General features: G+C 54.6%; 16 protein-coding genes. 12 read left to right on the top strand and 4 right to left on the bottom strand.

Annotated features, from left to right (window positions below):
* Positions 1-30: 30 nt before the first annotated feature.
* Positions 31-504, bottom strand: coding sequence for a universal stress protein (locus PQR63_RS16420; protein ID WP_408169068.1), 474 nt, complete (start codon positions 502-504; stop codon positions 31-33).
* A 181-nt stretch (positions 505-685) separates the two neighbouring features.
* Between PQR63_RS16420 and PQR63_RS16415 the strand changes: the two genes are divergently transcribed.
* From PQR63_RS16415 to PQR63_RS16365, 11 genes are all read left to right on the top strand, one after another.
* Complete coding sequence (locus PQR63_RS16415; protein WP_408169067.1) at positions 686-1549, top strand: universal stress protein; 864 nt, start codon at positions 686-688, stop codon at positions 1547-1549.
* 81 nt (positions 1550-1630) lie between these two features.
* Positions 1631-2068: a universal stress protein gene (locus tag PQR63_RS16410; RefSeq protein WP_408169066.1), complete on the top strand. Its 438-nt coding sequence runs from the start codon at positions 1631-1633 to the stop codon at positions 2066-2068.
* Between the two features lie 47 nt (positions 2069-2115).
* Entirely contained in the window at positions 2116-3915 is a 1800-nt protein-coding gene (locus PQR63_RS16405) for a PHA/PHB synthase family protein (RefSeq protein WP_408169065.1), read from the top strand.
* A 16-nt stretch (positions 3916-3931) separates the two neighbouring features.
* On the top strand, positions 3932-6610 hold the full coding sequence (gene mgtA / locus PQR63_RS16400; protein WP_408169064.1) for a magnesium-translocating P-type ATPase: 2679 nt from the start codon (positions 3932-3934) through the stop codon (positions 6608-6610).
* A gap of 32 nt (positions 6611-6642) precedes the next feature.
* Entirely contained in the window at positions 6643-8202 is a 1560-nt protein-coding gene (locus PQR63_RS16395) for an efflux transporter outer membrane subunit (protein WP_408169063.1), read from the top strand.
* Complete coding sequence (locus PQR63_RS16390) at positions 8199-9272, top strand: HlyD family secretion protein (protein ID WP_408169062.1); 1074 nt, start codon at positions 8199-8201, stop codon at positions 9270-9272. Before PQR63_RS16395 ends, PQR63_RS16390 begins: the two co-directional genes overlap by 4 nt.
* Entirely contained in the window at positions 9236-12049 is a 2814-nt protein-coding gene (gene rbbA, locus PQR63_RS16385; RefSeq protein ID WP_408169061.1) for a ribosome-associated ATPase/putative transporter RbbA, read from the top strand. The genes PQR63_RS16390 and rbbA overlap by 37 nt, the downstream gene beginning before the upstream one ends.
* A 1-nt stretch (position 12050) precedes the next feature.
* Positions 12051-13193 carry an ABC transporter permease gene (locus tag PQR63_RS16380; protein ID WP_408169060.1) on the top strand — a complete coding sequence of 381 codons (1143 nt, stop codon included), beginning with the start codon at positions 12051-12053 and terminating at the stop codon, positions 13191-13193.
* Positions 13194-13247: 54 nt separating this feature from the next.
* The gene (locus PQR63_RS16375; protein WP_408169059.1) at positions 13248-14651 is read left to right on the top strand and encodes a bifunctional enoyl-CoA hydratase/phosphate acetyltransferase; all 1404 of its coding nucleotides are present in this window, start codon (positions 13248-13250) and stop codon (positions 14649-14651) included.
* Positions 14648-15850, top strand: coding sequence for an acetate/propionate family kinase (locus PQR63_RS16370; RefSeq protein ID WP_408169058.1), 1203 nt, complete (start codon positions 14648-14650; stop codon positions 15848-15850). Before PQR63_RS16375 ends, PQR63_RS16370 begins: the two co-directional genes overlap by 4 nt.
* A 29-nt stretch (positions 15851-15879) precedes the next feature.
* Positions 15880-16353 (top strand): universal stress protein, encoded by a 474-nt coding sequence (locus PQR63_RS16365; RefSeq protein WP_408169057.1) that lies wholly within the window; start codon positions 15880-15882, stop codon positions 16351-16353.
* A 98-nt stretch (positions 16354-16451) separates the two neighbouring features.
* Here the strand turns inward: PQR63_RS16365 and PQR63_RS16360 are convergent, their stop codons facing one another.
* Positions 16452-16979, bottom strand: coding sequence for a hypothetical protein (locus PQR63_RS16360; RefSeq protein ID WP_408169056.1), 528 nt, complete (start codon positions 16977-16979; stop codon positions 16452-16454).
* A gap of 129 nt (positions 16980-17108) precedes the next feature.
* Positions 17109-17531 (bottom strand): bacteriohemerythrin, encoded by a 423-nt coding sequence (locus PQR63_RS16355; protein ID WP_408169055.1) that lies wholly within the window; start codon positions 17529-17531, stop codon positions 17109-17111.
* Positions 17532-18052: 521 nt separating this feature from the next.
* Here PQR63_RS16355 and PQR63_RS16345 point away from each other — a divergent pair.
* The gene (locus tag PQR63_RS16345) at positions 18053-18877 is read left to right on the top strand and encodes a universal stress protein (RefSeq protein WP_408169053.1); all 825 of its coding nucleotides are present in this window, start codon (positions 18053-18055) and stop codon (positions 18875-18877) included.
* Between the two features lie 40 nt (positions 18878-18917).
* Here the strand turns inward: PQR63_RS16345 and PQR63_RS16340 are convergent, their stop codons facing one another.
* Positions 18918-19736: a potassium channel family protein gene (locus PQR63_RS16340; protein WP_408169052.1), complete on the bottom strand. Its 819-nt coding sequence runs from the start codon at positions 19734-19736 to the stop codon at positions 18918-18920.
* Positions 19737-20018: the final 282 nt, after the last annotated feature.

The raw sequence follows: 20018 nt of genomic DNA, 5'->3' as shown, positions 1-20018 counted from the left end.
CGTTGGCAAAGCGGTCTGCCTGCGATACTTTTATTTGAATACAAGGACTGGCAACTTGCTGAATGTCAGCACCTTCTGGGTCTCGCTGCCCAATATCAGCTTGTCCAGACCTCGACGCCCATGCGACGCCATGAAGATGGAGTCACAACCATATTCGGCAGCAAAGCGAAGGATTTCTTCATGGGGGTGGGTTCCCTTGACGGCATGTACTTCACAGGCAACACCTGATTTCTTCGCGCATTCGGCAACGAACTCAGCATTGAGCTTCGACTGCTCCAAGATCTCGTCTTCTATCCCCTTCAGGTCGTACCCTGCTCCCATCTCCGGCATGATCAGGCTTGAAAAAATCTCGGACACCGCCAGGCCGACGATGGTGCTGCCATACGATGCGGCAAAATCTACCGCAGCCCTCACGGCATTTTTTGAGAGATCCGATCCGTCTGTCGCAAGCAATATCTTCTTTAGCATTTTTTCTCCAATCAAAAGAGACTCGACGGAAATCATCCTATGCCCCGCTGCCCTGCCGCCATTTGACTTGGATCAAAATCGACATAACCAAGAAATTAATTTCGTGTGGGGGCACTCCGGCGCACTTTGCTTGATATAAGTCAATTCCATTTTCGTACTGACGTCTACTATCTCTTCATCCAATGCGAGGCATTAACCTGCTGGCGAGAGGCGAATCATGAATTACAGATCTATCTTGATATACGTCAGCGATGCGGCCGATCTGGAGCGTCGGGTAAAACTCGCAGCGCATTTAGCGTCTCACGCACGCACGACCGTCATCGGATTGGCCATCACAGGGATTTCGAGATTCATGTCGCGGTTGCTCAGTCTTTCCGGAGAGACGATTGTCGAGGATGTGCCAGCTTCTGCGCATCTTCCAGAGCAATACGGCCAACGGGAAAAGCTACGTCTGGAAATGACCGAGGCATTGGAGCGTTTCACCCTGTTGGCGCGAGCAAATGGTATTGCCACCATTCAGCAGTTACAGGTCGACGATGATGCTGCCAGCGCTTTAAGTCACTATGGCAATGCTGCAGACCTGATCATTCTTGGCAAGAGTGAGTTAAGGTGTATTGCCAGACGCGAAGAAAGCGACTTTGTCGAGTTTGTCGCCTTGAACGCAGCTGCACCCGTATTTGTCATCAATGAAAAACCGTTTCTATGGCGACATGCACTGATCGCCTGGAACAACAGCAGTGTCGCCTCCAGAGCAGCACGCAATGCGATTCCAATAATTCAGGATGTCGATGTTGTCAGCGCCGTGATTTTCGGGGACGGTACTGCGCCCGGTTCCCACGGCCCGGCTGTTGAAGAGGACATACAGCAATGCCTGACAGCGTTGGCGAAACCGATCAATATCATTCGTCGTCCGCCAACAGCCGATGTCGGGCATGCGCTATTGGCGCTTGCCGATGAGTTGAATGTCGACCTCATCGTAATGGGATGCGTTGCGCATCCACGTTGGCGTAGCACGCTATTGGGCGGGACCACAGGCGTGGTGATCGCTGAATCACAGGTTTCCTTATTGCTGTCACGATGATATCGACGGAGAGTCAGTCGGATACTGCTTATTGATGCTACCCATTGATGCTGATGGTGAATACGTTTTGCAGAGGATCTTATGTTCAAAAAAATCTTAGTCCCTACAGATGGTTCAGATCTGTCAAATCGGGCAGTACGCGCTGCCATTGAGTTCGCCAAGGATCATGGCAGTGAAGTAGTAGGATTCTCGGTCGCGAAGACTCTTCCCTACGAATCCTTCACTTTGATCAGCCGACGCAATGATTTCACATTGCTGTCGGAGTCTATCCGGCAAGGGGCGAAAGACTATGTTCAGATCATTGAAGATCTGGCCGGCGCAGCCGGCATAGCTTGCCAGGTACATACCGTGGAAAGCCCTTATCCATGGAGGGCAATCGTTGAAGCAGCTTCGTGCTATGCCTGCGACTCGATATTCATGGCCTCGCACGGCCGCAGCGGCGTGAATCGGATTTTGCTTGGTGACCAGACCAACAAAGTGCTTATTCACAGCGAAGTGCCGGTGATCATTTATCGATGACAAGCAACATTGCCGGGCTGGCGTCATCGTTTTCAGAGAGATTTTCCATGACGGATAAAACGTCTTCCCCACGTCAAATTTCAGAGCGGCTAGCCAGCGCGTGGCTTACGCCGTTAGTCTGTGAGACTCCAGGAAACGACACGGATTCGGCGCGTCTGGATCTGATGAGCAATGCGTGGCTGGGCCGACTGACCGGCAATATTTCACCAGCTGCGATGTTGAATGCCTACGGCGACTGGGTAACGCATTTGGCCCTATCGCCGTCCAAGCGTGTGGAACTGATGCAGAAGGCCTGGCAAAACTGGTGGCGCTGGTACGCCTATAGCCGAGACTGTTGCGGCACCGATCAAAAAACGGCATCTCCGTTGTGTATAGAACCGCTACCGCAAGATCGCCGCTTCAGCGATCCGGCATGGGAGCAATGGCCGTTTAACGCCATTTCCCAAGGTTTCTTGCTGCAACAGCAATGGTGGCACCGCGCGACGACCGGCGTTCGCGGGCAATCGCAACACCATGAAGATGTCGTGACATTTACCGTGCGCCAAGTGCTGGACATGTTGGCGCCATCGAACTTTCTGTTTACCAATCCCGTCGTGCAGCAAGCGACTCTCGCCTCGGGCGGCAGCAACCTTGCACAGGGATGGATCAATGCCCTGGGTGACTGGCGTCAAAGTGTGGAGCCCGAAAAAAAATCTGAGGAAAATGGATTTTGCGTTGGGAAAGATGTGGCGGTCACACCGGGAAAGGTTGTCTTTCACAATAGTTTGATCGAACTGATTCAGTACACGCCGACAACAAAAACAGTCCATGCCACACCCCTGCTGTTTGTTCCTGCATGGATCATGAAGTATTACATCCTGGATCTGTCGCCGAAGAATTCGCTGGTCAAATATCTGGTCGATCTGGGCTATACGGTATTCATGATTTCGTGGAAAAATCCTCAGGCGGAAGACCGTGATCTGTCCATGGAAGACTATCGCCGGCTCGGCGTAATGGCAGCAATAGACGCGATCACCGCGAAAACCAAAACAAAACAGATCAATGCCGTCGGCTACTGTCTTGGCGGTACCTTGCTGTCAATTGCAGCGGCCAGCATGGCGCGTGATGGAGATGATCGCCTGGCCAGCGTGAGTCTTTTCGCGTCACAGGTCGACTTTGAAGAACCCGGCGAGCTGTCCCTGTTTATCGACGAAAGCCAGGTCAGCTTTCTCGAAGCAATCATGTGGAATCAAGGTTATCTGGACACCAAGCAAATGGCCGGTGCGTTTCAGCTATTGCGATCGAATGATCTGATCTGGTCACACAGACTCAATCAATATCTTCTGGGTCTGCCGGAACCCAAGAGCGATCTGATGGCGTGGAACGCTGACGCCACACGCATGCCCTATCGCATGCACTCAGAGTACTTGCGCCAGCTTTTTTTGCACAACGATCTGGCTGAGGGGCGCCACTTCACGGATGGAAAGTCCATCAACCTGGCTGACATCCGGCTGCCCATCTTCGCCGTGGGGACGGTGACCGATCACGTCGCACCATGGCGTTCGGTATTCAAAATTCACCGCCTGTCGGACACCGAGGTGACGTTTGTCCTGACGTCAGGTGGTCACAATGCCGGCGTCGTATCCCCCCCGGGCCACCCGCATCGAAGTTTTCAGATCGCGACACACGCTGAAAACGACCAGATAATTGACGCAGATACCTGGCAGAAAAGTGTTCAACGCCGAGAAGGTTCCTGGTGGCCTGCATGGGAGTCATGGCTGCGCCTGCATTCGGGAAAACGCATTTCGCCGCCACCCATGCCCTTGCATACACTTGCGGCGCCGGGCAAGCATGTCATGCAATCCTGATGAAGAGGATCGATGCATGTCCAGCTCGCCCCTGATCACATCTTCATCCCTTCCGCCGCCCATCTCCGGCATACATCCCGACGCCCATCGCCGGATTTCGCATTTGCCGGCGCAAGCTGCGGAGACAGCACTCAGAAGCGTAGCCGCAATGACCGCTGAAGCGGCATTGGCGCAACAAAACTCCTCCCATCTCGGACTCTCAGCCGCGGAAGCAGCCAGCCGGCGCGAAAAATACGGCCCTAATACGATCGCAGCCGAAACCAGATCGCAGGGATGGCGTCATTTTTTCAAACTGCTCGCGAGCCCTTTATCGTTGCTCCTGTTGCTGCTTACTTGTCTCAATCTTCTGATTGGCGAAACCTGGGGCGCGCTGATGATTGGCGTGATGGTCGTTCTTTCCTCGCTCCTCTCGTTTGTCCAGGAACATCGTGCCGATAAAGCCGCACAGCAATTGCGCTCAATGGTGGCGACTACCGCGACGGTGCTGCGGGCAGATCAAGGGAGGCAGGAATTACCGCTGTCGGATCTGGTGCCGGGCGACATTGTTCTCCTGTCCGCAGGCGATATCGCCCCAGCCGATGTGCGTATCCTTTCTTCCAAGATGTTGTTTATTAGCCAGGCAGCTCTGACCGGTGAGTCACTTCCGACGGAAAAGACGCCGGCCGTGCCAGAAAATCTTTCGGCAAAGGATATTACCGACCTGCCTGATCTGGCGTTCATGGGTACCAATGTGATCAGCGGAAGCGGAACTGCGCTCGTCATTGCCACTGGTCAGCGTACGGCGTTTGGTCACATCGCTGCAGATCTTGTCAAAGCACGCGAGCTGACCAGCTTCGACCGTGGCATCGACAGATACATTCGTCTGATCATTCGTATCATGCTGGTCATGGCGCCGCTGGTTTTCCTCATCAATGGATTCTCCAAAGGCGACTGGCTGGAGGCCTTGCTGTTTGCCGTCGCCGTTGCTGTCGGGCTCACTCCCGAAATGCTCCCCATGATCATCACGATCAACCTGGCCAAGGGTGCACTGGCCATGTCAAAAAAGAAAGTCATCGTCAAACGACTCAATGCAATCCAGAACTTCGGCGCAATGAACATTCTTTGTACCGATAAGACGGGAACACTGACCCAGGATCGCATCCTGCTTGAAAAACATGTCGATATCGATGGTGTGGAATCACAAAAGGTCGTTGAATATGCTTACCTGAACAGCTTCTTTCAGACCGGTCTGAAAAATCTCCTGGACGTGGCAATTCTGAGCTACGCGGAACAGCATGAAAAAATGCAATCGGGTCTCCAGTTCAGCAAAGTCGATGAGTTGCCGTTCGATTTTGAGCGGCGTCGGATGTCCGTCATCGTTGAACAAGCCGACCATACGCGTGTACTCATCTGTAAAGGCGCTCCGGAAGAAATCTTAAGCATCTGTACGCACGCTGAACACAATGGTGTGGCCATGCCTCTGGCGGCTGAGCATGGCGCATCGCTGAGCAAAACCGTAGACGATCTGAACGAAGATGGTTTTCGCGTCATTGCCGTGGCATACAAGCAATTGCCGGCCCTCAAGCCGACTGATGACAGCAGCTTCAACAATGACGATGAATCGACGCTGACCCTGGTCGGCTATATCGCCTTCCTCGATCCCCCAAAAGACAGTGCAGCGGAAGCCATTGCCAGCCTGCACGCCTATGGCGTGACGGTAAAAGTACTGAGCGGTGATAACGGCGCCGTGGTCCGCAATGTCTGTCATCACGTCGGATTGCCTGGAGAGCATGCGGTCCTTGGCAGCGACATCGACGTACTCGACGATGATGCTTTAGGCGTACTCGCAGAACAATCTGATATTTTCGCCAAACTCAATCCGCAGCAGAAAGCCCGCATCATTCGTTGTCTGCAAATGCGTCATCACGTCGTCGGTTATCTCGGTGACGGCATCAACGACGGTGCGGCATTAAAAACTGCCGATGTCGGCATATCCGTCGACAGCGCAGTTGATATTGCCAAGGAATCTGCCGATATCATTCTGTTGCACAAGAGCCTGATGGTCTTGAAAGAGGGGGTTCTTGAAGGTCGGCGGGTATTTGGCAACATCACAAAATATATCAAGATGAGCTCCAGCTCCGCTTTCGGCAATATGCTGAGCGTACTTGGGGCAAGCGCAATACTGCCATTTATTCCCATGGCGCCGGTACAGATACTGTTGAACAATTTGCTCTACGATTTTTCGCAAACAACGATTGCCACCGATCATGTCGATGAAGAATACTTACAGGAACCGCGGCGCTGGGAAATACGCGACATCGGCCGCTTCATGATGGTACTTGGCCCGGTCAGTTCGTTATTTGACTATCTGACTTTCGGCACGTTGTGGTACGTCTTCGGCGCTGCCAGTCAGCCTCTGCTTTTTCAGTCCGGATGGTTTGTCGAGTCACTGCTGTCGCAAACATTGGTAGTACATGTCATTCGCACGGGAAAAATCCCCTTCATCCAAAGCAAGCCCAGTTTGCCGTTACTGCTCACTACCCTGCTCATTTGCTTACTGGCGTTTTGGCTACCTGCATCTTCAATCGCGCATGCATTGGGTCTCACGGCGCTGCCAGTCAATCTTAATCTGGCGATTATGGCGATCGTCTTCGCATATCTTGCAATGACACAGCTTGTCAAATCGTGGCTGATTTCACGTTTTGGTCTCAAATGATTGCTTAGGGATGTTCCTTTGCGGACATTTGATTGATATCAAGTTACCCCGCGCGGGTGCCCCGTAGACTCCTTTACATGGGAGTCATCAATACGGGAGCGAGCGTGAAGTTAGCAAGAATAGCGGCAGTCAGCGGAAAACATCCTGCTCGGACCTATTGTGTGGGGGCTATCCTTGCGTTGCAGCTCACCGGTTGCATTTCGCTTGCGCCTGACTATGTGCGCCCGCCCCTTCCTGTGGCTCGGTCGTACGAAGAGGTGGCAAATTCGTCGCGTGAAACTATCGATGTGATCGGCTGGCGAAACTACTTCCAGGATGTCCGCCTGCAATCATTGATTGAGCTTGCGCTGGAAAACAACCGGGATCTTCATATTGCTATCGCGCGCGTCGATGAAACACGTGCGGCATATGGCATTGAACGGTCCGCGCAATATCCCTCGATTGGCGCCCAGGCAGGATTGGACCGCTCACGCGTACCAGGCGACCTCAATCTGACGGGCAAGCCCATCGTCGGCAGCCAGTATCAGGTTGGCTTGGGCATGGCCAGCTGGGAGCTGGATTTCTGGGGACGCGTGCGTAGCCTGAAAGATGCCGCGCTTGAAAATTATCTGGCTACGAATGCAGCGCAACGCGCGGTGCGCATTGATCTGATTGCGCAAGTCGCAATCAGCTATCTGACGCTTTCTGAGCTCAACGAACGCTTGTTTCTTGCCGATCAGACGCTCTCCAGCCGCGCCGAGAGCTATCGCATATTTTCACGGCGCGTCGAGGTAGGATCGACTTCCCGGCTCAACCTGACACAGGTGGCAGTTCTTGTGACACAAGCACAAAGTCTGGTAGCGCAGCTGGAACAAGATCGTGCCGCGCAGATACATCGACTCACTTTGCTGGTCGGCACCGCGTTGAACAACACGGTGCTGCAGCAAAGGCTGTCCACAATTGATGCCCCGCGCCGACTGCACGCCGGAGTTCCATCCGATCTACTGACTTATCGGCCCGACATCATTGCGGCGGAGCATCAGCTTCGTGCCGCCAACGCGAATATCGGTGCCGCGCGGGCCGCGTTCTTCCCACGTATCGCATTGACCGGATCGGCCGGTAGCGCCAGCGCCGAACTGGGCGGCTTATTCGACAGCGGCAGTCACGCATGGACATTCTCTCCCAGCATTTCGTTGCCCTTGTTTGACGGCGGTTTGCGCAACAGCAATCTGCAATTGACCGAAGCGCGCCGCCATATCGCCGTACTCAACTATGAGAAGACCATCCAAAACGCCTTCCGGGATGTGTCGGACGCACTGTCCGCCCGAATATGGCTGGACTATCAGGTAGACATCGCCTCCACGACGCTTGCAGTGCAATCGGAACGCGCTCATCTCTCCACGCTGCGCTACGACAACGGCTCGGCATCCTTTCTGGATGTGCTGGACGCCCAGCGTGACCTGCTGACAGCCCAACAGCAACTGGTTCAGTTACAGCGTGCTTTGGCAACCAGCAACGTGAGCTTGTATGCCGCGTTGGGCGGTGCATCCGATGACATTCCGATTGAGGACAAGCAACTCGATCTCAAAAAGAAAACAGGTAGCTCACAATGAACATCCCTTCCCGTCGGTCTTTGTATTCTGTTCTGCTGATCCTATTGGGGCTGGCCGTGGCGTGGTACGGCTGGAAATACTTTCATCGAAGCGGTCCCGGTGACGACTTCGCGAGCGGAAACGGCCGCATTGAGGCTACCGAGATCGATGTCGCAGCAAAGCTGCCTGGCCGTATCGACGATATTCTTGTCAACGAAGGCGATTTCGTCGTTGCCGGTCAGTTGCTGGCGCATATGCAGACTCAGGTACTGCAAGCACAGCGCGATGAGGCCAGCGCACAGAAACAACAGCTTATTGCAGCAGTCGCCAGTGCCCAGGCACAAGTCGCAGTGCGCGAAAGCGACTGGCAAGCGACGCAAGCCCAGATCGCCCAGCGTGAAAGCGAACTGGATGCAGCGCAACGTCGGCTAAAGCGTTCCGAAACATTGGTGCAGGAAGGCGCCTCTTCCATTCAGGAGGTAGACGACGACCGTACCCGCGTACGTACCACGCAGGCGGCTCTCACCGCCGCCAATGCACAAGCCAGAGCCGCAGCTGCCGCCATCAATGCAGCACGTATGCAGGCTATCGGCGCCGCAGCGACAGTCACTGCGGCCAGCGCGACCGTCGCCAGAATTGATGCAGACATCAATGACAGCGCATTGACTGCGCCACGTAGCGGCCGGATCCAATATCGTGTTGCGCAACCCGGCGAAGTGCTTGCCGGGGGCGGAAAAGTCCTCAATCTGGTTGATCTGAGCGATGTCTACATGACCTTTTTCGTGCCGGAAACGGTCGCAGGAAAACTGGCGATCGGCAGCGACGTTCGATTGATTCTTGACGCCGCCTCGCAATATGTGATCCCCGCCAAGGTCTCTTATGTTGCCAGTACTGCTCAATTCACGCCAAAGACCGTAGAGACTGCCAACGAGCGGCAGAAACTCATGTTCCGCGTCAAAGCGCAGATTGACAGGGAACTACTGGTCAAACATCTGAAACTGGTTAAAACCGGCCTGCCCGGCGTCGCCTGGGTCAAGTTGTCCGAGCAAACAGAATGGCCGGCCGAACTCAACGTGAAAGTTCCGCAGTGAGCACGCCTGCTTTTCAAGAGCCGGTCGCACGCTTGTCGGGCGTCAGTCTCGTACTTGGCAAAACGCAGGCGCTGGACGGCATCAATCTCTCCATTCCTGCCGGCTGCATGGTTGGCCTGATCGGTCCCGACGGTGTCGGAAAATCCAGCCTATTGTCTTTGCTCGCGGGTGCACGGCGCCTGCAACTCGGACAAGTCGACGTGCTTGGCGGGAACATGAGCGACAGCCGTCATCGTGACAGAACCTGCCCACGTATTGCCTATATGCCTCAAGGTTTGGGGAAGAATCTCTACCCCACGCTATCGGTGGAGGAAAACCTGCAGTTCTTTGGTCGCTTGTTCGGTCATGACGCGGCTACGCGCCGGCGCCGCATTGACGAACTCACGCTAAGTACCGGACTGAGTCCGTTTCTGTCCCGTCCGGCCGGAAAATTGTCCGGCGGCATGAAACAGAAATTGGGATTGTGCTGCGCGCTCATCCATGACCCTGATCTCCTGATCCTGGACGAACCCACCACCGGTGTCGATCCTTTGTCACGCGCACAATTCTGGGATTTGATTGAGCGAATCCGTAGTGAGCGCCCTGGAATGAGCGTGATTGTCGCCACCGCCTACATGGAAGAAGCTGACCGCTTTGAATGGCTGGTCGCGATGGACGACGGAAAAATCCTTGCCACGGGCACCCCGCGCGAACTGCGTGAACGCTTCAATGCCCCCTCTCTGGAGGCGGCGTTCATCGCCATGCTTCCCGAATCCAAACGACGCAATCATCGCATCGTCGTCGTCCCGCCATTGCAAACCACCGAGACCGATGAGATCGCCATCGAAGCGAAAGGATTGACGATGCGCTTCGGTGATTTCGTCGCTGTCGATCATGTCGACTTCAGAATCAGGCGAGGTGAGATTTTCGGATTTCTCGGCTCCAACGGCTGTGGCAAGTCAACCACGATGAAAATGCTGACTGGCCTGATTCCGGCCAGCGAAGGAAAAGCCTGGCTCTTTGGCCATGAAGTGGACAGCAATGATTTAGCCACGCGGCGGCGCGTGGGGTATATGTCGCAAGCGTTTTCTCTCTACAGCGAATTGACCGTCAGGCAGAATTTGGTGCTGCATGCGCGCTTGTTCCAGGTACCAGAAAGCACCATTGCGGCAAGAGTCAGCGAAATGGCGCAGCGCTTCGATCTGCAACAAGTTCTTGACGACTTGCCTGAGGGGCTTCCACTGGGCGTGCGCCAGCGACTCTCGCTGGCCGTCGCCATGGTGCATCGCCCGGAATTGCTCATTCTGGATGAACCGACCTCGGGTGTTGATCCGATCGCACGCGACATGTTTTGGCAACTGATGATCGATCTGGCGCGCGACGACCATGTGACGATTTTCATCTCGACACATTTCATGAATGAGGCCGAACGCTGCGACCGCATTTCGCTCATGCATGCCGGCCGCGTGCTCATCAGCGCAAGTCCATCAGATTTGGTGCGGCAACGGGGGGCGGCAACGCTTGAGCAAGCCTTCATCAGCTACCTGAAAGAAGCTGTGGGCGAGCAAAGCAACGCACCGGCGGCTGCGCAAATTTCAGCCACGCCGTCGCAACCAAGCGGGCAACAGCCCCCATCCCCGGCCGCGGTCTCCCCTTCAGATAGCCGAACCGGAGGCTTTCATTTCGGACGGGCTTATAGTTACGCATTGCGCGAAACACTGGAGTTGCGGCGCGATCCTGTAAGAGCCACACTCGCTCTGCTGGGGACCGCAATTCTGCTGTTCATCATCGGCTACGGCATCAGCCTGGATGTCGAAAATCTTTCCTATGCAGTGCTTGACCGTGATCAGACGTCGCTTAGCCAAAGTTATGCACTCAATTTGTCCGGCTCGCGCTACTTCATCGAAAAAGCACCGCTGTCAGACTATGCCGAACTTGATCGCCGTATGCGTGATGGAGAATTGTCCCTGGCGATCGAGATCCCTTCCGGATTTGGGCGAGACCTTGAACGTGGCGCGACGCCACAGATTGGCGCGTGGATCGACGGCGCCATGCCGATGCGTGCGGAGACCGTCCGCGGTTATGTGCAGGCCATGCATCAGATGTGGCTGGTTGATATGGCGACACGTCGCCTGGGCATGTATCCGGTCGCAGCCAGCTCGGTAGAAACGCGCTATCGCTACAATCCCGACGTCAAAAGTCTTCCCGCCATGGTGCCTGCGGTCATCCCGATGTTGCTGATGATGATCCCGGCGATGCTGACGGCCTTGTCGGTGGTGCGTGAGAAAGAGCTCGGTTCGATCATCAACCTCTACGTCACACCGATTACGCGTGCGGAGTTTCTGCTGGGAAAACAAGTGCCGTATGTGTTGCTGGGCATGCTTAACTTTTTGTTTTTGGTGCTGTTGGCGGTGACTATTTTCAACGTCCCGATCAAAGGCGATTTTGTTTCTTTGGCCCTGACCGCGTTTGTCTTCATCATTTGTTCAACCGGATTCGGCTTGCTGGCCTCCACCTTCACGAACAGCCAGATCGCAGCCGTTTTCGTCACCATGATCGGCACCATCATCCCCTGCGTGCAGTTTGCCGGTCTGCTCAATCCTGTGTCATCGCTTGAGGGCGTGGGCGCCTGGATTGGAAAGCTCTATCCAGCCTCGCACTTTCTCACTATCAGCCGAGGAATTTTTAACAAGGCGCTCGACCTGTCCGGGCTGATGCCATCCTTCTGGTCCCTGCTGGCGGCAGTCCCGGTGATTCTTGGCGCCTCCATCCTCCTTCTCAGAAAGCAGGAAGGCTGAGATGCAACGCTATCTATCCTTGCGCACCGCCACCAATATCGCTCGCCTTGGCATCAAGGAACTGTGGAGCCTGGCGCGCGATCCAGCCATGCTGGTGCTGATCGTCTATACCTTTAGCATCTCTATCTATGTGGCGGCAACAGCCATGCCGGACAGTCTGCACAATGCGGCAATTGCTATTGTTGACGAAGACGGGTCGCCACTGTCGGCGCGCATCGCTGCCAGTTTCTATCCGCCTTATTTCAAAACACCGGAGATGATTTCTCTGAGCCAGATGGATGTCGGCATGGACAATGGCGACTACACCTTTGTGCTCGATATCCCGCCTGATTTTCAACGCGACGTGCTGGCGGGCCGCTCACCAGCGATGCAGCTGAACGTTGATGCCACGCGCATGAGCCAGGCATTTACCGGTAATTCCTATATTCTCGACATCATCAATGCCGAGGTTTCCGAATTCCTGCAACGCTATCGCGGAACCGCGCCCGTCGCTGTCGATCTGGTACTGCACACCCGCTTCAATTCCAATCTCGAACGGGCCTGGTTCGGTTCGATCATGGAGATCATCAATAACGTCACCATGTTGTCCATCATCCTGACTGGCGCCGCACTCATCCGTGAGCGCGAACACGGCACCATCGAGCATCTGCTCGTCATGCCGGTGACTCCCCTGGAAATCATGCTCGCCAAAGTATGGTCCATGGGGCTGATAGTTCTGTTAGCTGCTGCAGCGGCGCTTCTCGTTATCGTTCAAGGCGCCTTGCGGGTGCCGATTCAAGGCTCAATCTTGCTGTTCCTGCTGGTAGCGGCACTGCATCTATTCGCGACGACCTCGATGGGCATTTTTATGGCGATGCTGGCGCGCAGCATGCCTCAGTTCGGCATGCTGCTGGTGCTGGTATTGCTGCCGCTGCAATTGCTCTCGGGAGGATCGACACCCCGAGAAAGCATGCCGGTGTTCGTACAAGACGTGATGCTCGCGGCACCAACGACGCATTTCGTGTCCGCCGCACAGGCGATCCTGTACCGAGGTGCAGGAATCAGCGTCATTTGGCCGCAAATGCTTGCGATCGCGGTAATCGGAATGATTTTGTTCTTCGCTTCCTTGGCACGTTTTCGAAAGACCATCGGGCAAATGGCCTGAGTGTTCTTTCATTACTATTTTTTCCCGAACAGGCACTTCATAGCCGGAGGCATCATGGGTAACAACGATCTATGTGTAGTTCAAAATCGCATTTTCGATGAAATATCACTGGGCGACAGCGCTTCCATCGAAAGGACGCTAACAGCGCAAGACATTCAGTTATTTGCGATCCTCTCGGGAGACGTCAATCCCCAACATCTGGATGCAGAGTTCGCGTCGTCCACTCGCTTTCATGGTGTCATCGCGCATGGCATGCTCGGTGGCGCGCTGATATCAGCGGTTATCGGCACGCGCCTGCCAGGGCCTGGAACGATCTATCTCGGTCAGACCTTGAGTTTCAAGGCGCCGGCACGCATCGGTGACACGCTGACCATCAGCGTACGCGTGACTGAACGTGATGAAGCAAAGAAACGTCTCACACTGGCATGCTCATGCCTCAATCAGAACGGCGTCATCGTGATCGAAGGTGTGGCGGAGGTAATCGCCCCCACGGAACGCATCTCCATGCCGCGCAGTACATTGCCTGAGGTTCGCCTGTCGACCGGAGACAACGGCCTGATCAGATTGCTCGATCATGTTCGCCCAATGGGCGCGGTGGCAACTGCGGTGATACATCCTTGCGACTTCCTCAGCCTGTCTGCGGCACTTGACGCACAAGCCGCCGGCATCATCGTTCCGATTCTCGTCGCGCCACTTGCCAAGTTGCAAGCCATTGCTGACAGCAACAGCCTGGATATCTCGGCGCTGCGCATTGAAGACGTGGCGCATAGCCACGCCGCCGCGGCGCGCGCTGTTGAGATGGCTGCAAACGGTGAGGTCGGCGCATTGATGAAGGGAAGCCTTCATACCGATGAACTGATGTCGGCGGTGCTGGCCAGCCCTGCTCTGCGCACCGGAAGACGCCTGAGCCATTGCTTCCTGATGCAGACACCCAGCTATCCGCGCCCTTTCATCATCACCGATGCCGCCATCAATATAGCGCCGAATCTGGAAGAAAAAGCGGACATCATTCGCAACGCCATCGGACTTGCGCAGGCCATCGGCGTACAACAGCCGCGCGTTGCCATTCTCGCTGCGGTAGAAACCATCAATCCCCGAATGGCAGCTACGCTGGATGCCGCCGCGTTATGCAAGATGGCCGATCGGGGACAAATCAGCGGCGCCATTCTTGATGGTCCTCTCGCATTCGACAACGCGGTATCCATCGCCGCGGCGCGTATCAAGGGCATTACCTCCGAAGTCGCAGGACGCGCCGACATCCTTGTCGTGCCGGATCTGGAGAGTGGCAACATGCTGGCCAAGCAACTTGAATATCTGGGCGGCGCCGCGAGCGCCGGTATCGTGCTCGGCGCTCGCGTGCCGATCATATTGACCAGCCGGGCGGATTCGCGCGAATCACGCATTGCGTCCTGCGCGATTGCGCTGCTACTGGCCAACCATAAACAGGACCAGACATGAACGATTGCGTCCTGGTATTGAACTGCGGTTCATCAAGCATAAAATTTGCACTCTTCAATATGCCTCTACCGCTACAGCGAACGCCACTCTGGAGCGGCAAGGCTGATGGAATTACCGGAGCGACGCCAACGTTCTCGGTATCGGGTCAGGCAACCGAGACGCTGACCGTCGATACGGCTGCGCCTTATCATGCGGCCCTGCAACGCATTCGGGACTATACCGTCAACAGATTGGGCAGCAGTCGCCTCATTGCCGTCATACATCGCGTTGTGCATGGGGGTGCAAAGTATTTTTCACCTGCACGAATTGATCATCAGGTTCTTGCAGACTTGCGCAGTTACATTCCTCTGGCGCCGCTGCATCAGCCTTTCTCGCTGGAGGCCATCGAGAGCTTGCTGGACGCACGGCCGGGCCTGATACAGATTGCCTGCTTTGACACGGCTTTTCATCACACCTTGCCCCGTGTCGAGAAAATGCTGCCGATTCCCTACTCCGCCTGGGAAAGCGGGATACAACGCTACGGCTTTCACGGACTATCGTACGAGTACATGTCTGTAGCATTGGCTGAACGTTATGGCGATGCCGCTCGCGGCAATATCATTGTCGCGCATCTGGGGAGCGGTGCGAGCCTGTGCGCCATGCAGAACCTGCGTAGTGTTGCAACCACCATGGGGTTTTCTGCCCTGGACGGCCTGATGATGGGGACCAGGTGCGGATCTTTGGATCCCGGTGTATTGCTGTATCTGATGGAGGCAAAGCACCTCTCTTCGCAACAGCTTGGTCACCTTCTTTATCACGAGTCCGGCTTACTGGGCGTCTCCGGCATGTCGTCCGATCCGCGTGAGTTGATCTCTGCGGAGTCCGACAATCCACGCGCGTTCGATGCGCTGGCGCTGTATGTGCGTCGGATTGTCCGCGAAGTCGGCGCACTGACGGCAGTAATGGGCGGCCTCGACATGTTGGTCTTTACCGCCGGCATCGGCGAACACCATGCCGAACTTCGAAACCGGATCTGCAAGGGCCTGTCGTTTCTCGGGTTGAAGCTGGATCCGCAGTGCAATCAAAGCAACTTACCCTTGATTTCATCCCCGCAGAGCAACGTCGCTGTGGCTGTGGAACCAACCAACGAAGAGTGGATGGCCGCCAGCCTGGCACAGCCGCTCTTGGCGGCAATATCCATTCACTTTCAAGCAGTCTGATCAAGGACTTATCTCACCAGGAGCTCATCATGTACAAGACCATTCTCGTCCCCATCGATGGCAGCAACACCGCCGAATCTGCAGTCAAGGAAGCGTGCCGGCTGGCAATGCTATGCAAAGCGCGTGTACGCTTGCTGCATGTCCTCGATATGACAACGCTGAGCAATGGTTTCGAGGAGCCGGATGTCTACGTCACGACAACCAGGCCTCTCGCATTGAAGGAAGCTGAGGAACTACTGACTCGCACACGTACCGAGATGGAAAAATCAGGAATAGCTGTTGAGACCGAAATCAAGGAAGCCATGGGCGCGCACATTGCAGATGTCATCGTTGAACGGGCAGCGACCTGGAAGGCTGATGTTATTGTGATCGGAACACATGGCCGTCGCGGCGTTCGCCGTTTTCTCATGGGAAGCGACGCTGAGCAGGTTGCACGAACATCGCCTGTGCCGGTACTACTAGTCAGGTCCTCCGGCAATGCGCCCCATCGCGCAACCGTATAAGAAAGAAGCAGGCGCAATAAGAGACAGTAAAAACAGCATCGACGAGAAATTCAGTCGATGCTGTCGGGCCAGACCTCAAATCGACGATGTCTTGGGGCTTATTTGCGCGTACGCGTCTTTGTTGCCTGTGCCACATTCTTTGCGCCGTCAGCGTGAGCTGCCTCGCTCTCAACCGCATCCATCGCACTCAGTGCAGTACTGGCCCATTGCGTGTATCCCTTGCTAGCTTGCTCAACCATGTTCTGAATAAACGCCATGGCAGAAGCCCCGCTTGCTGGCACGAGGGACTGCGCAGACGGCTGATTGGCGCCGGTTGCAGTATTTGCACTCAGCGTCTGCGAGGCGCGCTGCTGCGCTACTTTTACCAGCTCCCCCTGCAAGTCCAGCATCAGCTTGCTGACTTGCTGCCCATAGGTCGTCAAGTTTTCAACATCCTTTTTGAGATGGCTCGCGTCGAGCCATTCTGGCATGGTTTTACCTTCCGCCAGTCCAATTTTGGCCGATTTTTCTGACCAACCGGCGGCGGTTTGCTTCAGAACGCACAGATTCAAATCAGCGATTCTGAATGCGACGTCGACGGCATTTGTAATGACAGAGTTATACAAACGAAACTCTGCATTGAACATGCGCCTGACTTCGTCGGGATTTTGCATCGAAGGGAACGAGAACATAACAACTCCTTGGCTAACAGGCTCAGTGTCAGAGACCTGATTCAAACAACGAAAAATTTCGAAAATCAACGCAACATGTCGCCTTTACGGCACCGATGCCTGCGCATGGATGCTCGGCTTGGCCCCGCACTTGCTAAGCGCTTTAACCAGCTCGGCGTCCATTCTTATCAAATGATTTAAAAACCATTGAGGCAGCATGCCAAGTACTTGCCGGGGCAACACATACTCACCGTTCATTGCCTTGGGAACCACGTGATGCAAGGTACTCAGTAAATCCGCATGCTCTGCGCGATGCTCCCGCAATGCGGGATAGTTCATTTTCTCCATCAGCGTCTCTTCTTCCCGAAAATCGGTTTCCAGCAACTCCACTATGCGCAGCAAACACGTCACAAATTCGTGATCGGGCGCGACCATGATCTCGGTCAATTCCTCAATCAATTCTTTGTGAGCATTGTCCATTTCAACGATGCCTAAAGACATCTGCGGTGACCATGTAAGTGTTTTCATCTATTGCTCCTGCATACATTATTTCTGACCTGATGCGCGCGACGTCAGGCCATGAATTGACCGCCGTTGATGTCAAGCGTAGCGCCCGTGATGAAACCTGCCGCATCATCCGCAAGAAACAAGACCAACCGCGCAATATCACTGCCGCTGCCAAGATGGCCGACCGGAATGCCGGCGACGATTTTCTCCAGTACGTCTTTAGGCACGGCGGCGACCGTATCCAGATCTTCGATCCTCAAGGCAAATTGAAAATGTGCGATCAGCATAGGTCGACTGTAGTACGGCATTGCTTTTTATATTTGATCCACGTCAAAAGGATGACAATCCGCAGCATAAATAAGGGATTAAAAACAGCTTTGATCCGGGTAGAAGGATGCCAAAGCAGGCAATGGATACGGCAAGAAACCGCTAAGGCGCTTGATGTATGTCAATCTCCGGCATCACCTCAAATGCTATGTTGGAGCCAGTTTTCCTCAGTGCAAAAACTTGCACACTTTGACCGACAACCTCCTGGTGAACTCATGTCATATAAAACTATCCTCGTCTATGTCGACCAGTCCCGCCGTTCGGCCGAGCGCATCAAACTTGCTGCAGAAATTGCGATTGCTCACGATGCGCATCTTATCGGGGTCGCCGTTACCGGCATCTCACGTTTCATCTACCCGGACGGCATGGTGTTCGTGACATCGGTAATCGATACGCTCCGGCAACGTGCACAGCACAGCCTTGATCATTTCGAAGAAATCGTTAAAAAAATGGGAGTGAATTCCTACGAACGACGTGTCAGCGAAGATGATGCACAAGGTGCTCTTGCGCTGCAGGCACGCTATAGCGATCTGGTCGTTGTCAGTCAGATGGATCTCAATGAACCCGATGCCGTCGACATTTCCGATCTGCCTGAATACGTCATGCTCAACTCATCGAGACCGGTACTGGTAGTTCCCTATGCGGGCAAATTCAGCAACACCGGCAGTAACATTCTGGTTGCCTGGGACGGCAGCATGGAAGCCACACATGCAGTCGCTAATGCGTTGCCGATGCTCAAACGCGCCGAGAAGGTCACCATCGCGATCTTCAACCCCTCCCAACGATTTGCCACGCATGGTGAACAACCGGGGGCCGACATAGGGCTATACCTGGCGCGTCATGGGGTAAAAATCGAGATCGAGGAAGAAAATACGGAGCTTGATGTCGGCAACGCCCTGCTATCTCTGGCCGCCGATAAAGGAGCCGATCTGCTGGTCATGGGTGGATATGGCCACTCACGTTTCCGCGAAGTATTGCTTGGAGGTGTGACGTCGCTGATTCTCAATACGATGACACTACCCGTCCTCTTGTCACATTGACGCTGCCGTTCAGAGAAGAGGCTTGAAACCTTGGGCGGTTCTAAGCCTCTTCCTGGCGAACGCTGTCGCCGTTGCTGCGACGCCCCTCTTGCAGCAACCCTTCTCTGAGTTCCTTGCGTAGCGCTGCAATCTCGGCACGCAACATCCGGGTGTCCATATGCAGTTCATGCCGAAGGCGCTTTTCGTCTTCTCCTACCAGAATTGCTGAAATACTCGCGGTGAAGACAGAAAATAAGGCATAGCCCAATAGAACAATAAATACGGCGAAGACTCTGGATCCGGGTACGGAGGGGACCAGGTCGCCATATCCCAGCGTAGCGACGGTCAGAAATGCCAGCCAGACACCGTCCGCATAACTATGGATTTTTGGCTCCAGCAATAAAAATCCTTCGCCTGCGATCGCCAACACAAACAAGGCAAAAACACCGATCTGCGACAGCCTGTGCGGTGCGACATAACGCGCCAGCAACAGTGACAGCCGTAAGAACACGACGGCACAATAGGCCAGTCTGAATAACCACTCCATAAAATGCCACGACGACTCGTATGGCCACGCACTGGCAACAGCGCCAAAGACTATCAGCAAGTCCGCGGCAGCCAGTCTCCTGTGTTTCGTGTTCAAAGGCGGCACCTGGTAGTGCCGCCACAATTCAAAACCGGCAAGCAATGCCACCGCACCATACAGCCATCGTCCGGTATCTCGATATGGCAGCGCATCGCTGTTGAGCACCAGATAGAAGGCGGGAATACTCAGCAACAAGGCGACCATCAATAGTGGCCGGGACGATAAAGAAAAATACGATCTGAATTTCGACACATTGGCCTCGTAACTATCCATGAATGGAAGGATTTTCTTCACTATGATCGCTTGTGATGTGTAGCGAATTGAGATAGCTCAAATCGATTCTTTTTTCCCTGCAGTAGAGTCACGCATCGGATGTATAAGCCTGACGACAATCAGGAAATTCCCTATGTGGCAAAAAGGCCATACCCATGTAGTATCAGGACAATTGCCGCTACTAAAAAAAGCTTGCTCGCCGTTCCGAGCTGTATTGCTGCACTGCAGTTAGTTCCCACTAAAAATACCAATTGGTAGGTTGCCACTCTCCCCGTCGAGAGCCGACGCCAAGAACCATACTGC

This window comes from Herbaspirillum rhizosphaerae, assembly GCF_046025915.1.
GTDB classification, from domain to species: Bacteria; Pseudomonadota; Gammaproteobacteria; order Burkholderiales; family Burkholderiaceae_D; genus Herbaspirillum; species Herbaspirillum rhizosphaerae_A.
The sequence above is the reverse complement of the archived record's forward strand: the minus strand, read 5'-3'. Positions and strand labels throughout refer to the sequence as shown.

What these genes read in the sequence shown, in the direction of transcription:
- PQR63_RS16420 (WP_408169068.1), bottom strand. Translation starts at nt 504, where the DNA reads ATGATTTCCGTCGAGTCTCTTTTGATTGGAGAAAAAATGCTAAAGAAG.
- PQR63_RS16415 (WP_408169067.1), top strand. Translation starts at nt 686, where the DNA reads ATGAATTACAGATCTATCTTGATATACGTCAGCGATGCGGCCGATCTG.
- PQR63_RS16410 (WP_408169066.1), top strand. Translation starts at nt 1,631, where the DNA reads ATGTTCAAAAAAATCTTAGTCCCTACAGATGGTTCAGATCTGTCAAAT.
- PQR63_RS16405 (WP_408169065.1), top strand. Translation starts at nt 2,116, where the DNA reads ATGACGGATAAAACGTCTTCCCCACGTCAAATTTCAGAGCGGCTAGCC.
- mgtA (WP_408169064.1), top strand. Translation starts at nt 3,932, where the DNA reads ATGTCCAGCTCGCCCCTGATCACATCTTCATCCCTTCCGCCGCCCATC.
- PQR63_RS16390 (WP_408169062.1), top strand. Translation starts at nt 8,199, where the DNA reads ATGAACATCCCTTCCCGTCGGTCTTTGTATTCTGTTCTGCTGATCCTA.
- rbbA (WP_408169061.1), top strand. Translation starts at nt 9,236, where the DNA reads ATGGCCGGCCGAACTCAACGTGAAAGTTCCGCAGTGAGCACGCCTGCT.
- PQR63_RS16380 (WP_408169060.1), top strand. Translation starts at nt 12,051, where the DNA reads ATGCAACGCTATCTATCCTTGCGCACCGCCACCAATATCGCTCGCCTT.
- PQR63_RS16375 (WP_408169059.1), top strand. Translation starts at nt 13,248, where the DNA reads ATGGGTAACAACGATCTATGTGTAGTTCAAAATCGCATTTTCGATGAA.
- PQR63_RS16370 (WP_408169058.1), top strand. Translation starts at nt 14,648, where the DNA reads ATGAACGATTGCGTCCTGGTATTGAACTGCGGTTCATCAAGCATAAAA.
- PQR63_RS16365 (WP_408169057.1), top strand. Translation starts at nt 15,880, where the DNA reads ATGTACAAGACCATTCTCGTCCCCATCGATGGCAGCAACACCGCCGAA.
- PQR63_RS16360 (WP_408169056.1), bottom strand. Translation starts at nt 16,979, where the DNA reads ATGTTCAATGCAGAGTTTCGTTTGTATAACTCTGTCATTACAAATGCC.
- PQR63_RS16355 (WP_408169055.1), bottom strand. Translation starts at nt 17,531, where the DNA reads ATGAAAACACTTACATGGTCACCGCAGATGTCTTTAGGCATCGTTGAA.
- PQR63_RS16345 (WP_408169053.1), top strand. Translation starts at nt 18,053, where the DNA reads ATGTCATATAAAACTATCCTCGTCTATGTCGACCAGTCCCGCCGTTCG.